Source organism: Methylophilus sp. DMC16 (assembly GCF_056314045.1).
The window spans coordinates 159112-173835 of sequence record NZ_JBQUZC010000003.1; the positions used below are offsets into that span (position 1 = coordinate 159112).

The 14724-nt window shown below is 48.4% G+C and carries 12 protein-coding genes and 1 tRNA gene; 8 read left to right on the forward strand and 5 right to left on the reverse strand.

The features are described 5' to 3' along the window. Position 1 precedes the first annotated feature (1 nt). Both ACT53D_RS12250 and ACT53D_RS12255 read left to right on the forward strand, forming a co-directional pair. Positions 2–80: transfer RNA gene (locus tag ACT53D_RS12250), tRNA-Ile, on the forward strand. 299 nt (positions 81–379) lie between these two features. Further along, positions 380–715 carry a hypothetical protein gene (locus ACT53D_RS12255; protein WP_476156443.1) on the forward strand — a complete coding sequence of 112 codons (336 nt, stop codon included), beginning with the start codon at positions 380–382 and terminating at the stop codon, positions 713–715. Positions 716–1081: 366 nt separating this feature from the next. On the opposite strand, the gene ACT53D_RS12260 is transcribed toward ACT53D_RS12255, so the two are convergent. Together ACT53D_RS12260 and ACT53D_RS12265 are read right to left on the reverse strand one after the other, a co-directional pair. After that, complete coding sequence (locus ACT53D_RS12260; protein ID WP_379073409.1) at positions 1082–2020, reverse strand: OmpA family protein; 939 nt, start codon at positions 2018–2020, stop codon at positions 1082–1084. Further along, positions 2020–2586, reverse strand: coding sequence for a DUF4398 domain-containing protein (locus ACT53D_RS12265; RefSeq protein WP_228518890.1), 567 nt, complete (start codon positions 2584–2586; stop codon positions 2020–2022). Before ACT53D_RS12265 ends, ACT53D_RS12260 begins: the two co-directional genes overlap by 1 nt. Before the next feature lie 91 nt (positions 2587–2677). Between ACT53D_RS12265 and ACT53D_RS12270 the strand changes: the two genes are divergently transcribed. The 3 genes from ACT53D_RS12270 to ACT53D_RS12280 all read left to right on the forward strand — a co-directional run bounded on the left by ACT53D_RS12270 (position 2678) and on the right by ACT53D_RS12280 (position 4823). Further along, complete coding sequence (locus tag ACT53D_RS12270) at positions 2678–3001, forward strand: hypothetical protein (RefSeq protein WP_275356520.1); 324 nt, start codon at positions 2678–2680, stop codon at positions 2999–3001. Positions 3002–3447: 446 nt separating this feature from the next. Continuing rightward, positions 3448–3882, forward strand: coding sequence for a hypothetical protein (locus ACT53D_RS12275; RefSeq protein WP_476156446.1), 435 nt, complete (start codon positions 3448–3450; stop codon positions 3880–3882). 206 nt (positions 3883–4088) lie between these two features. Further along, positions 4089–4823 carry a hypothetical protein gene (locus ACT53D_RS12280; RefSeq protein ID WP_476156448.1) on the forward strand — a complete coding sequence of 245 codons (735 nt, stop codon included), beginning with the start codon at positions 4089–4091 and terminating at the stop codon, positions 4821–4823. Positions 4824–4848: 25 nt separating this feature from the next. Here the strand turns inward: ACT53D_RS12280 and ACT53D_RS12285 are convergent, their stop codons facing one another. Continuing rightward, on the reverse strand, positions 4849–7095 hold the full coding sequence (locus tag ACT53D_RS12285) for an EAL domain-containing protein (RefSeq protein ID WP_476156450.1): 2247 nt from the start codon (positions 7093–7095) through the stop codon (positions 4849–4851). Between the two features lie 300 nt (positions 7096–7395). On the opposite strand from ACT53D_RS12285, the gene ACT53D_RS12290 reads away from it, so the two are divergent. From ACT53D_RS12290 to ACT53D_RS12300, 3 genes are all read left to right on the forward strand, one after another. Continuing rightward, positions 7396–7851, forward strand: coding sequence for a hypothetical protein (locus ACT53D_RS12290; protein WP_313988511.1), 456 nt, complete (start codon positions 7396–7398; stop codon positions 7849–7851). Positions 7852–8138: 287 nt separating this feature from the next. Then, on the forward strand, positions 8139–8798 hold the full coding sequence (locus tag ACT53D_RS12295; protein ID WP_476145276.1) for a pyridoxamine 5'-phosphate oxidase family protein: 660 nt from the start codon (positions 8139–8141) through the stop codon (positions 8796–8798). Between the two features lie 305 nt (positions 8799–9103). After that, positions 9104–11671, forward strand: coding sequence for an EAL domain-containing protein (locus ACT53D_RS12300; RefSeq protein ID WP_476156452.1), 2568 nt, complete (start codon positions 9104–9106; stop codon positions 11669–11671). Between the two features lie 60 nt (positions 11672–11731). Here ACT53D_RS12300 and ACT53D_RS12305 read toward each other — a convergent pair whose 3' ends face one another. Together ACT53D_RS12305 and ACT53D_RS12310 are read right to left on the reverse strand one after the other, a co-directional pair. Next, a complete protein-coding gene (locus ACT53D_RS12305) occupies positions 11732–13204 on the reverse strand; it encodes a porin (RefSeq protein WP_379073416.1) in 1473 nt (490 codons plus the stop codon). Between the two features lie 173 nt (positions 13205–13377). Then, positions 13378–14652, reverse strand: a complete 1275-nt coding sequence (locus ACT53D_RS12310; protein ID WP_476156454.1) for an OmpP1/FadL family transporter — start codon at positions 14650–14652, stop codon at positions 13378–13380. Positions 14653–14724 lie beyond the last annotated feature (72 nt).

Below are 14724 nucleotides of genomic sequence, written 5' to 3' on the forward strand. Positions count from 1 at the left end.
CGGCCCCTTAGCTCATGCTTGGTTAGAGCAGCGGACTCATAATCCGTTGGTGCTGTGTTCGACTCACAGAGGGGCCACCAAAAATCTCTTTAAATCAAAGGGTTACGTTAATTCGTAGCCCTTTGTTTTTTTGTCATCTCGCAAAAAGTTCAACCGAGAAATAATTTCGCTCATGCATTAAGCATAAAAGTCTCTTGTAAATGTACTGGGAAATGATGCGCATAACGCATTATCATGGTGAAAATCGTATTCACATGAGATGGTTTACCAAATGGAGATTTTCCGTATTAAGATTAACCTTATGAGCGGGTCGTGCTAAAACAAGCCCCTTACTTCAAACGTTATGCCTTATAGAACAATTAGGATTTGACCTGTTAGCATGAAAAAACATAAAAATGAAGTGTATTGGGTATTGCGAGGTGAGTCTGTTTCCGGCATCGCTTTCTCTTTTATATTCATGGCTTCTGTAGCATGTCTTTTTTATTTTTCCCCTGAGCTTTATTTCAAATTTTATGGCGTTCATACGAGCATATCTGGTAGATATCATTTTTTTGGTATGTTGATATTTGTTGTTGGATGCTGGATTTTGTATTTGGATGTTTCAATTTACATCATTAAGAAGAATAAACAGAAGAATGAGAAACAAAGGCTGCACATCGCAAATGTTTATATGGAAAATGAAATTGAAGAGCGACTGGAAAATCAAAACAATTAATCAATCGACACCTACTAATGCGATTAAAAACTAAACCATGCCTAACCCATCATTCAAGTGGGATAGCTAACGGCACCCCTAATCTCAAATATTACGAGGGTTGATATCAGACTTTACAGAGGTACAACAAAAGTTCAACACTATAGTTAGGTGACGCATCTATTTAGTTGCATAACGTAATTTAAGTATATGTATTGTTGCGTAATGATAGGCATAGTGCTACAACAATGTGGACTCATAATCCGTTGGTGCTCTGTTCGACTCATAGAGGGGCCATCAATAGAATCAAGGGCTTAGGTTGAATCCTAAGCCCTTTTCTTATTGTGCTATGCGTAGAGGATGCGCATTCGGTACAGCTGAGAGTCATTATGTTTTTTCATCTACATTAGCACCTGTATTTTCAATGATGACTTCAACACGACGGTTTAACTGGCGCCCAGATGCACTATCATTGCCCGAGACTGGTGAGGTTTCACCCTTGCCAGCAGTCACGAGGCGATCTGAATGGATGCCCTGTTTCATTAGCCAGCCCTTAACCGAGTCTGCGCGACGCTGTGACAATGCTTGATTGTAGTCAGCATTGCCGACATTGTCTGTGTGGCCTTCGATCATCACAGAACGATTTTGATGCTGATTGAGGAAGGTCGCAAGTTTGGCTAAATTTGTCGTCGCACCACTTTTTAGTTCAGCCTTGCCGGTGTCAAACAACACGTCGCCTAGCGTTACAACGAGGCCACGTTCGGTTGGCTTGGCGTTGAGTTCTGCAATCTGGCGTTGCAAATCAGCGGCTTTCTGTTGCGCATTCGCTGACTCTTGTTGTGCAGCCAATGTTTTTAGCCGTGAGGATTCTGCATTGCTGCGCGCGTTTTCAACTTCCTTTTGCGCCGCTAATGTTTCTATCCGCGCGGAATCAGCGTTGCTGCGTGCAATATCAACTTCTTTTGTCCGGGAGTCGAGGCGTGCAGTTTCCCGTTGCTGGCTCAAGGCCGTGCGTTGCTCAACGAGCAGGCGACTTTCGGCCAGTGCTTGTGCGGTATCGACCTTGCGTTCTGCGATGTACATCAGGTGCGCAACTTGTTCTTTGTCGCCTTGAGATACCTCGGCAGCACGGACTGCCACTTCGGCCTCCTTGATCGCGACGGGGGCCTGGCTTGCCAGAGGCTGATTAGATTGCAACATGGTCAATTTACTGCGGGCATTGTTGACCGCTTCTGGTTGTATTTGTCTGGCTGTACATGCCACCAACAAGATGGATGCCACAGCGGTGGATATGAGTGTTCTAGCGTTAAAAATTTGTGGTTTCATTATTGATCTCCTGTCTTGCGCTTCATTTCCATTTTTAATGTGTCAGTCCCTTTTTGCATCTGCTCGTTAACCACACGGGCTTTTGCCACTTCGGCTAGGGCGGAGGCCAACTCAGCGTCAGCGCGTGCCTGTTGGGCAAGGCGTTGTGCCAGAATCATTTTTTGTTCTTGTACTGCGCTGTGCGCTGCAGAGAGTTTGTCGCGTGCTGTACTCAGTTCGACTGCAGCATAATCCGCAACACTTGCTCTTTCTGCACTCGCGATTGCTTGCTCCGCGGCTTGCAAAGCAGAAGTTGGCGGTTTGGGTGTTGAGGCGCAACCACTGAGCAGCAACAATGCTGTAAATGCGGAGGCCAAGCCCCAGGACAACAGGCGATGACTCTTTGCCTGTGGTAAATGTAATGTGTGTGCCATGTGTTTCTCCTTGTATGAATCGAGGCACTTAGTACCTGGTGCATACAAGTATTCCAGACGACAGTTGAATGCTCCGTGCACTGGCGTACATAAGCCATCGGGCTTGTTTGCTTTACTTGCATCGATCGGATAATCCTCTAACTGAATCGTCATTACCGCTGCAAACACGGATTAATCCATGAAGTATTTGATTAAAAATCACGCGCTTACTAGAATGAAAGTCCGATTTTTTGAAAGGTAAACGATGGGTAATCCTAAACAAGTCATTGCGGCTTTAGTGCTGGGTTTTTTCTATTTGACAGCTACAACGAATGTGATTGCTGCGGATAAATGGAGCGATGGGCACGTGGACGAGCATGAGCACCACCATGGTAAAGACGGACACGCGGATGAGCATGAGCATCACCACGGTAAGGACGGCCATGCGGATGAGCACGAGCATCACCATGGCAAAGATGGTCATGCGGATGAACATGAGCACCATCATGGGAGTGACGGCCATGCAAATGAACATGAGCATCATCACGAAGACGGTAGCAAAGAAAACAAGCATGAGCATCATCACTAACTGGCGCTGCCTGGCAACGAAAGATGCTAGCGGTATGGTTTTAGCCATCACCAAATAGGGAGGGTTGGTTGTTAATGAATCAATTCGGGAAAAACTCCTATAGGCAACTTGGTGCTATCCCGGCATGATGCGACTGAGGGCTTGATTTACCACTAGGACCACTGAACGTAACCTCGGTTATGTGCAGCGGGGTAAACCAAACCCTGCATTCGATTAAACGCATATTGATCTCAATGCAAAAAAAGCATCTCTTCGGAGGTGCTTTTTTACTTTGTATGGCTGAAATCTTCTCATTTTAAATCAAGGTCACCACTGATCCTGGTTTTGTCCTGTCTTGTACGAAAATTCCTACAAGAGGTTCAGCCTGATGTGTATTCGTTCAGGTGGTTGATTATTGGATCATAGAGGCTGTGTGAAAACAGTCATCAGTGATTGGGGAGGTTAATATGCCAAAAACAACATCACCGCGTACATTTACAAGTGCACTCTCTCTACTTGCCATTACAATGGGCGCAGTTTCTGCGGCCTTAATTGTGATGTGCATAGGAATGTACTTCACGATTCTGTCGGTAGATGATTCAACGTCAGTCAAAGTGCATGCAAAGGCGGTGGAAGCGACAGTGATCGTGCCTGCTGATACTCAAGTACTCGTTGGATTCAATGGCAAGTTGACTTACACGAATGCGCCCATGATCAATGAGGCTGGTGCGGATACGCATTTGAGAGATGCCTTGTTCCGTGAGGAAGCCGAGGAAGAGATGGCGTCGTCTGCAGAGCCGCGCTTGCAGCAAGAGGTACCCCTTGCCCGCACTTATCTTGCAACGGCTCATTTGCCTGTGCAGCCGGTTCATTTTCGTGCAGTCAAACGTGTGATGGCTTAAATGCGCTGCCTTGATTGGCTACGCATTAGTGAGAATGTATGAAAAAGGGTGTAAACATAATGGCAATGATTGAAATTTATTTCTTTTTAAGGCATTGTTAGAGATTGCATATCCTATTGGCGTAAAACTATACCTGACCGAATTTGTGGAAATATGCATTGTCTTCAACATCAAACACAACCCTTGGGGATAAGGGTTTGCCTACCATGATCTACTGCTCATATCATTTTGCGCCTACTCAGCGTGGCGAAATCCAGATTGGTAAAATCAATGTGCTATTGATAGGTGTGCTGATCGTCATCTTGCTCGGCCTGATTATCAAGGGGGAGGAGCGCGAAGAGGGCAGCGCAGCAACCCTGCGTATTCAAAATCAGGTCTCTGCCGTGGCTGCCCCCGAGGTGAGCGCACAAGTAACCAGCGAGCTGACACAGGCTGTGTCTGAGACGACGCCAGCCCCTGAATCAGAGGAGATGCCGGTGAAAAAATCGGGCAAAAAAACGGATACCATTGCTCACAAAAAAAATGCATCGCCTGAGCCAGCCACCGAGCAGCCAGCCTCAACGACAGTTGTAGCACCCCATGCACATGTGGCAGCGAATCCGGTGCCTGCAGCAACAAGTGAAGAGAATTTACAAAAAGACAGCTCCAAAAAAATGATTGTTTTTAATATCTGGAGTGTATCCGAACTCAGGCTCAGAAGTGCCTATGCGGCCTATATGAACGATAGCGCGGTGCCAGCCGTTCAGCTTGAGGGCAGAAAAAAAGAGTATTTGAGTTTTGCCAGCCACCGTACAAAAAAATGTGGCGAACTGGATGGCAAGTTTGCCAGCAATATCAATACGGTAGAGAAGCTGACGCTGGTGAAGGGCGATGCTGAAGTGTTGCAATGTCATACCATAGAAAACAACCTCGAGATTGATCGGCTCAGTGCCATTCAGTAAGGGTGGTCTAACGATCTGATGCGATTCAATCTTGCTGAATGAGCGATTCTTTTACAGCAATCAGTGGATGCGGTTTTGCTCTTAAGTAACCTTGTGAGTAGTGACAGCCCATCTGCTTGAGCAGGGTTTCTTGATCCTGTGTTTCTACGCCCTCGGCAATCAGTTTGATATTGAGCTGATTGCCCATATAAATCATCGTTTTGCATAAGGCCTGATTTTTTTCATTTTCTGTCAGGCTGCTGATGAAGGATTTGTCGATTTTGACATAATCAATCATGAATTTATGCAGATAGGCGAGCGAGGAATAGCCCGTCCCAAAGTCGTCAATCGCCAGTTTAATCCCTGCATGATGCAGATTGCTGAGCATCGCCATTGTATTGACTGAGGAGTCCAGCAATAGCCGTTCGGTGATTTCAAAACAGAACTGTTCTCCGGGAATATGTTGTGCTTTGAGGGTGACGAGAAATTGCTCCAGGCTGGCAGGGTGTGCAAATTGCAGGGACGAAATATTAATGCAGATTTCTACCTTGCCAAACTGTTGCTGGATCTGTTGCAGGTCTTGAATGATTTGTGCAAACACCCATTCGCCAAGCGCAATAATAAAATTATGTTCTTCTGCAATGGGGATAAACACGTCTGGCGGGATCATGCCAAGTTGCGGATGTTGCCATCGTAACAAGGCCTCCAGTTTTTCACACTGCAGATTACTCAAGCGAAAGATGGGCTGATAATGCAGTGACAGTTGCTGTTGGGGAATGGCCTCTTTAAGCGCCTCGATCAGTTGCATTTTGCGTGCAAACTCTTCATAAATGGCCTGATTGAACAGCACACATTGATGTTTTCCTGACTTCTTGGCCTGATACAGCGCCTGGTCGGCAAACATAATCAGCTCGTCGGCATCTTGACCATGGTCGGGAAAAAGCGCCGCCCCTATACTCATAGACACGCTTACTGTTTTGGATTGAACCTCGAAGAGTGGCGACATTACTTGCAATAGTTGTTCACACAGAGCCTGTAGACCTGCTTGATCAATGCCTGGCAGCATCATCAAAAACTCATCTCCGCCAAAGCGGGCGGTGAGGCTGGGCGGTTGTATCATGCATTGTATGCGTGCGGCGACCTTGATCAGCACTTCGTCGCCAAAAGCATGCCCAGCCGTATCGTTAATCTGCTTAAAGTTATCGAGATCAATAATGATGACCCCTAGGGACTGCTTGGATTCGCGGGCCTGTTGCATGGCCTGGTCAATTTCATTTTTTAACTGAAAGCGGTTAGGGAGCTTGGTGAGAAAGTCGTGATTAGCCTGGAACCAAATCTCCTGCTGTGCGGCCACAGCCTGTTTTTTGCTGCTGCGGTAGACTTTTAGCAGTTGCAGAAACAAAAGCAAGGCAAGCACTCCCGGGACCGCAATCAGGTATTGTGTCCGCTCTGGCGCAGGCGAGGCTTTCCAGGTATTCATAATCTCGGGCGGATTGGTGCCAATCTGTTGTGTCGCTTTATTGAGTATGCTGACCAATGTTGGCAGATTTGCGTCTACCCCCATCCAGACGTCACTGGTGATAGCGGTGATGCCTACTTTCTTGATGTTCTGGATTTTATGCAAGTCGATGTGATAGTCCAGGACCAGCTCATTGCCAACGTAGGCATCGACATAGCCCGACTGCAAATCATCAAACGCCTCATCCGCGATATCAATCAGTTTGATTTTGATCGTGGGGACTTCATTTTTAAGTTTTTGTGCGACGGGGCCGCCCTTGAATACGGCAACCGTTTTGTCTGTGAGATCACGCAGGCTGATTTCATGATGTGCCAGAGGGTGATTAGCGGCCATATAAATGGCATTGACTGTGACCAGATAGGGTTGTTTGAGCAATTGAAAGCCGGCTGGCGGATTTTGACCACGTATCCCTGTCATGAGCGGCGCGTCAGCCGGGGTGAGGTTGTCATGATCGTTGACAATAACAAATGTTAAACCGGTGAGCTGGCTGATCTGCTCCAGATACTGGATGGAGACACCGGCATGGTTGTGATTTTCCAGCTGAAACTCTACGGGCATCCAGCCACTTTTCACTGCGACCTTGAGGCGTGGGTGCTGCTGCAGCCAATCACGCTCTTGTGTGGTGAGTGCCAATGCATTTGATGGTGGGAACTCGCCTGGCAAAATTTCTTCTGCCTGTAGCATTGCTCCGCTAAAACCTATGCCTAGCATCAGACACAGGCGACCAAGAATATGGACGACCGAACATAGCCCTTTCACTCTGCGGCAAGCCATGATTCAACCCCCAATGGTTTTTGGATAATTTATCTGTAAATTGTATGTGACTATAACGGCGTGAAATGCAAAATATAAAGGCTTTTATACAGTTTTTTATATAACACTGTGAGTATGCGTTAAGTTAGACTATGATGGATAATGCGTGTTCGCGGAGGCGTCAAACTTCTGCCTACAATGGAAAGCACCTGTCATCAAAAATAAGTGAAGGACTGTTAGACTAACTATGACGGTGTTAACCGGTAAGGCTGCGCATGAGGGTGTGCATTGAATAAATAACTGGCTAAGGGAGTCCGGTGAATGAAAAAAATGGGTGTATTGCTGGCAGCGATATTGCTGTTGGCGGGCTGTTCTGTGAACATGGTAAAGCTGGGCGTCTATAAAAATAAAGCGCAATTGATCGGTACGGATGGGGCGGTCTATACGGGAAGTATCATGATTAATGATATTAGTAACGATGGCGATATCGACTTCGACGAGTCACCTTATGGCAAGCTTGCTGGCAAGTGGACCGCCACCAGTACGGTGGCCCCGGTGATCCGTACGGTGGATGCACAAAGTGCCTCTGATGCGGTGGTTCGTCGTGCCTATTCAGGCAAAAGCTTTTTAATTGCTAACCAAAAAGCCGTGCTTAATTGTGACTTTAAAATCAATATTGAGGGCGATGGCTTGCTCGGTAGCGTCTACGTGATTGGTGATGGAATTTGTGTGGATGATCAGAAGCGCAGTTTTCCTATCCAGTTTTTCAAGTCCTAACATCATTAAAAACGCATCAAAAAGCCCCTCATTCACTGGGGCTTTTTGATGTTTGTGGCTCTGCTGTGAAACAGCATTCGGCATCACCGGCTTGAGCGCGCCTGTCTTTTCCCATCTGCGATGCTTGCCGGTTTGGTGCCTGTAGACATCGTTCCCCTTTCGTTGAAACCACTGTTCAGACCATACATAGTGCCGTTTAAATCAAGTATGATGCGCCAAACAAGCTAAGATAGCTGCAGTCAATGGATTGATTGCAGCAAACCTACGTTTAACCAATTGGGGGAGTTATGAGTCGCTTATTCGGAGAGATACATCGTCAGGTGCAAGATGCGCAGGGCACCAGAAAACTGGCTGACCGTATTGAGGAAATTGCCTGTAAAACGGAAATTGATGAAGATGCCAAGGGCTTTATTGAGTCGCTGGATATGTTTTTCCTGTCTACGGTGGACCACAATGGCAGACCTACGGTGTCTTACAAAGGTGGTTTTCCTGGATTTGTCCGCGTGCTGGACAGCCAGACGCTGATGTTCCCGATCTACAATGGCAATGGTATGCAGCTGTCGGTAGGCAATATGGTGGGTAATGGTGAGGTAGGGCTGCTGTTTATTTCATTTGAGCGCCCGCATCGTATCCGCTTGCAGGGCGTCAGTGAGGTCTCAACCGATCCGGCTTTGTTGGCGCATTACAAAGAGGCTGAGTTTGTTGTCAAGGTAACTTTGTCTGAGCTCTGGCAAAACTGTCCACGCTATATTCACCGCTATCAGCGGGAGAGTGCCTCGCGCTACGTCCCTTCTGCACAATGCGAAACCCCGTTGGCTGAATGGAAGCGGTTGGAGTTTGTGCAAGACGTGATCTCTGAAGCCGATGCACAAAAAGCACAACAAGCAGGCTTCATTCAGGTGGAAGACTGGATCGCCAAGATCAAGGCTGGCGCACCAGATGCTTAGTTCACACCAGATCTCATAAGGCGCTCATAGACTCTGCAAAAGCAGTATTCACTGGCCTCTCTCAGCAGAACGCAAATAGATTTGCGTTTTCTGATAGAGGCCTTTGCTATTTTCATGTATCTTTTCGGTGTACGATATGCATCATATTTCTCAAGATAAATAATTGTTCGACATAGAATTGTTATCAATCTATAAGGTGACCATCTCTATGGTGCCGCGGGGGTGGCGTCAACGTGATTCATCAGGGTGCAAAGAGATCTCTACGGTATTTCGCCATGCGAAAGGTGTCGATACTTGCTGGTTGCATGCTGTGCTTGATGGGCTTGATGCAGCCTGGTATCGGATGTGCAGAACAGACCATTACTGTTACCAGTGATGATAATTACCCGCCCTATTTGTTTAAGGACGCAAATGGCAATACGGTGGGCATTGTGGTGGATACCTGGAAGTTGTGGGAGCAAAAAACCGGGGTGAAGGTGACCTTGCTTGCCATGGTCTGGGAGCAGGCGCTACAGCAATTGTTGAGCGGGCATGCTGATGTGATCGAGATGATTTATCAGGATCCCGAACGTGAACAGCGCTTCAGTTTCAGTACCCCTTATGCCACGCTCCCGGTGGGCATTTATGCGCATAAAAGCATAGGTGGCCTGGCATCCTCCAGCCATCTGAGTGGCTTTACCGTCGGTGTGCAAAAAGGCGATGGCTGTATTTTTCACCTGAAGCAAGCCGGGGTTCAATCGTTTCGGCTATATAACAATTATGAAGAGATGATCACCGCCACGCTCAAGGGCGAAATCAAGATCCTGTGTATGGATGATTATCCGGCTAGCTATTATCTGTATCGCGCAAAGGCGGATCAAAAAGTACTGCGTGCTTTTACCCTTTATCACGGCGAGTTTCACCGGGCGGTAAAAAAGGGCAATGAGCCCATTCTGGCCTTGATTGAAAAAGGCATGGCGGCCATCACCCCGGCTGAAATGGCTGCGATTGAGGCACGATGGAAGGGCCGTCCCTTGCAGCAAGACCTCTATGAAGGGCAAGCGTTATGGATGTTGGCTGTGGCATTCATCGTTGCCGTGAGTTTGGTATTGCTGGTGTTTATGCTAAGACTCGCGGTGAAAAGAAAGACCGCTGAAATTGAAAGCAAGCGTGCCGAGCTGGAACTGGAGCGATTGCGTCTGACTGAAATCATTGATGCGACGCGTGCGGGCACCTGGGAGTGGAATGTACAAACCGGAGCGTGCCAGTTTAATCATCGCTGGGCAGAAATTCTGGGATATCAACTCGAAGATATCCAGCCTTTAGGCGTAGAGGCGCCAAAACGTCTGACGCATCCGGATGACTGGAAAATGGCCATGGCCTTGGTTGAACAGCACCTCAAAGGCGAGATTGCCTTTTATGAGTGCGATATCCGCATGCAACATAAAGACGGGCGCTGGTTGTGGATCGCGGATCGGGGGCGGCTGATTTCGCGTACAGCCGACGGGCAGCCGTGGATGATGCGCGGTACGCATATTGATATCACGGATAAGAAGCAGGCCGATGCTGCGATTTGGCAACAGGCCAATTATGATAGCCTGACCCAATTACCTAACCGCCATTATTTCAATCGCCACCTAAAAGAGGCGATTGCCGAGGCGGCAACCCAACAGCAAAAACTCAGCCTGTTGTTGCTCGACTTAGACCGCTTTAAAGAGGTCAATGATACGCTCGGTCACCGGCATGGGGATGAGTTGTTGATTGAGATCGGCCAACGGATACGCCAATGCTTGTATGATCATATGGAGGTGGCCAGGCTGGGCGGGGATGAGTTTGCCATTATTGCACCAGAGTCTGCCTGTGCCGATTTGCAAGCATTCGGCCAGCAGTTGATGCAGGAGATCTCTAAAGCCACCATTCTTGGCGGGGAGCGCGTCTATGTCACGGTCAGTATCGGCATCAGCCAGTATCCCGAGGATGCCATCAATGCTGAAGAAATGATACAGCATGCGGATCAGGCCATGTATGAGGCAAAAAGTCGGGGCCGTAATAACCTGCGTTTTTTCTCGCTAGCGATTAAAGAGGCCATGTCGCAACGCGTGATGTTGGCACGGGACCTGAAGGCGGCCCTTGAAAAGAATGAGTTGCGCGATTACTACCAGCCGATTGTGAGTTTGAACACGGGCAAGATCGTCAAAGCCGAAGCGCTGATGCGCTGGCAGCATCCTGAACGCGGACTGATCAGTCCGGCGCTCTTTATTCCCGTGGCCGAAGAAACGGGGGACATTGTTGCGATGGGTAATTGGATTTTTTCTCGGGCGGTCGCGCATGCGTCCAAATGGCAGCCGCTGGTGGGGGAGGCATTTGCCATTAGCGTCAACAAGTCTCCGGTGCAATTCGTTGACCCGCAACGCTTTCATCATGACTGGGGAAAAATCTTGCAGGATAACGCGCTGGCAGGCAAGCATCTGGTGGTTGAAATTACCGAAGGCTTGTTACTGAATCCCGACCCGGTCGTCGAGCAGCGCTTATTGTACTATCGCGACTTGGGGATTCAAGTTGCGATCGATGATTTTGGAACTGGCTATTCTTCGCTTTCTTACCTCAGTAAATTTGATATTGATTATTTGAAAATTGACCAGTCCTTTACCCGTAACCTGAATGCCGGCAATGAAAGTTATGTCTTGTGTGAGGCCATCATTGTCATGGCGCATAAGCTAGGCCTGAAAGTGATCGCTGAAGGGGTGGAGACCGCACTGCAGCGTGATTTGCTGATGGATATCCATTGTGATTTTGCCCAGGGATTTTTCTATTCCCCGCCTGTGCCTGCTGAGGCCTTTGAGCAAATGTTGGTGCAACAATCGCGGCAAGAAGCTGCGCTGCTGCAGGGTTAGTTTGCGCATATGAAAAAAGCCCAAGCTTTGCTTGGGCCTTTTTATGAACAAGCCGCGAACTTAGAACCGGAAACGTACACCGGCACCTACCGCCTTCACGTCCTGATACCAGGTCGAACGCGGAAACTTGTCCCCTGAAAAGTGGTTATTGGTGTAAGCAACATAGGTATCAAAACGCTTGTTGATCTTATAGTCAATCACTGAAGTCCAGGTGTCAATTTTACCTTGTGAGTTGGTAGAGACTGTTGGGCCGTCAATTGCATCAAACCGGGTTGCATAGTAACCCACAGAAGCTGTCAGACCTGCCAGCGCTGGGATGCGCTGCGAAAAGTCGTAGCTGGCACCAATGTAGTAGACATTGTTATCTTGTTTGTAACCTGGTTGTAATGCAGAGGTGGCGACGCCGCCAAATACGGTCTGGTCAAACAGTTTGCTGTATTTGATGGTCCGGTCTGATGAAGGCTTCAAGCGGTACCATTCCCAGCCGCCTGTGAATTTTATTTCCTTGTTCGGTGTCCATTTCAACGCGATCAAAGTGGCTTCCGTGTTATACAGGGACGCAGTAATGGTATCGTTGGCGGCTGGATTGCCAGCGGCGGCAGAGCCTGCCTTGACGGCATTGTTAAAGCCGTTAAAGGCAAACTGAACGCCAAATACGCTATTTTCAAAGCCCAGTTGACCGGTGTAGCCATAACCCTCGGAAGTGCCTGCGGTATTGCCAAACTGATACATGCCGGCGTAGTTGACCTTACCTAACCCTTCAACATCGTAAGTATTGCCATATTTCACCGTGTTTTTCATGCGGGAGTTTTCGGAGATGCCGCCACCGCCGCCAATCGTGCCGCTCTCACCCAAGGGCGAGAAGGTATCTGCCTTGCTATTCGGGTCATAAGGGTTGGTGATTTCAAAAAATGGGTTGTACTGGGTACCGTATGACACACGCCCCAGCTTGCCGCCATCAATCCCTACCCAGGCCTGACGCGCAAATAACTCACCGTTCATGGAGGAGTCCGCGCTGACGCTAGAGTTGGCATTGGTCCCGGAGTTGTCTGCCAGCGTCTGTGCCGCATCATGCAACTTCATATCAAGCGGGTTGAAGCCAGCTTCAAACTGGTACATGAATTTAAAGTCACGATCCCACATTTGTAGTTTGCCGACTTCGCCCTTGATGCCCAGACGGGAGGCTTGCAAACCACCATTGACCCACTCGGTTCTTGAGGTGGTTCTCGGTGTGATTTTTGCACCATTGTAAGGATAGAAGTTGTTAGGTAATTCGTAGTTCTCAGGCAACGAGTGGTTAACACTGGTGCGCGCAATATCGATGATGCCATACACTTGTACGTTCGATGGATGGTCTCCGACGTTGAAGTCCAGACGCAACGGGTTGTCATCATTCATGAAACGTGTCATGAACGAGCTTGGTGCCTGATCGTTTTGGTTGGCGGACGTTGTAGGCGTTTCTGCCTGGGCGGTCAGGGCCTGACCGATTGCGACTGGAAGTAATGCCAGTTTAAAAAAATGTCTGATGGTCATCTTAATCTCAATGTTTTATGCGATATTGCGGGTTGTCACAAGACAACGCATTCTCGTGCTGGCAAATGACGATTAGATGACATGCGGCTTACATGAAGCTTACGCCCGTCATAATTGACTTGTCACAAATGTGGGAGCTTGGTTGAGCGCTGCGTGCGCAGCACCCTTAAGCCTTAGAATTGGTGGTTAAACTGCAGGCTGAGAATATCAGCACTGCCATTGTATTGACCGGCCACCAGCCCCCTGCTTGGAGTAAGCGCCCGCTGGTCGTCATAGATACTGGCTTCTTGGATAAACAAATGTGCATAGCCAACATCCAGTTTTGTTTCATGGCTATATTGCCAGCTCGCGCCCAAAGACAGCCAGATACGGTCATTGCCAGGAATGCGGGGGGTTCTATGTTGCTTGTCTATGGCTTCTTGATCGTAAGCAATGCCGGTTTTGAGTTTGAGTGTGTCTGAGTAATGATAATTGAGCCCGACCGAATAACGTAAGGTATTATTCCAGTGTTCCTGCGTGGTCCCAATGGCAGTATTTGAGCCATTATCGCGCATGATGCTCAAGGCTTTGAACCGGCTCCAGCGTGTCCAGGTGATGTCTGTCAGTAGCTCCCATCGGTCGTCCAGTCGGCTGAAACTACTGAGCGAAAGCGTCTCAGGCAAGGATAAATCTGCTGTAATGTCGGCATTCAATGTGCTCGATGGACTCGCATTGGCCAACGTGAAAGGGGAGCGCGCTTCTCCCTTCAAGTGCTGGTCGACTTTTGAACGGAAAGCCAAGCCTAGCCGGGTATCGGGCGTGACTTGGTAAATGGCGCCCAGATTGTAGCCAAATCCCCAGTCGTCCCCCTTGGTTTTAATCGATGATTCTGCGGCCCCTAAATTCACTGCACTGGTCAGCTCTGCCTGTGCCCACATGGCAGACACGCCAAATCCCAATGACCACTGGTCATTAAGTTTCCAGGCCAGTGATGGGTTGATGTTGACGGTTTTAAGCTCGGATTTAATGGCTTGAAAGCGGCCAATCCAGTTGTTGTCGTATTCGGTTTTGAGCCCAAATGGGCTGCCAATACCGAGGCCGATTTTGAGTTGATCGTTAATGTCCTGCTTGTAATAAAGATTGGGAATCGCCGCAAAACTGCCCAAATTACCGCCTTCTCCATTTAGAGATGGATTTCTGGCTGCTTGACTACCTTGATTATCAAAATTTCCCCTGACATTAATCAGGTTAACTGCACCCACGATCTGACGCCCCTCCAGGTAAGTCATCCCAGCCGGGTTGAAGAAAATCGTACTGGCATCCTCTGCCACGGCAGCCGCTCCGGCAAAGGCATTCCCAAGCCCGCTGCCACTTTGTTCGGATAAGGCAAAGCCTGCTGCCTCAGTGACTTGATGGGTGCTGACCAAGGCCAGCCCCAGCCAGAGACTGGTAGATTTCAAACGTAACATGGATCCCCCTAAAACGACTTTTTTGATTTTTTTAAGCTTGATCACTACACTCATGCGGCGTGATCAACGGCA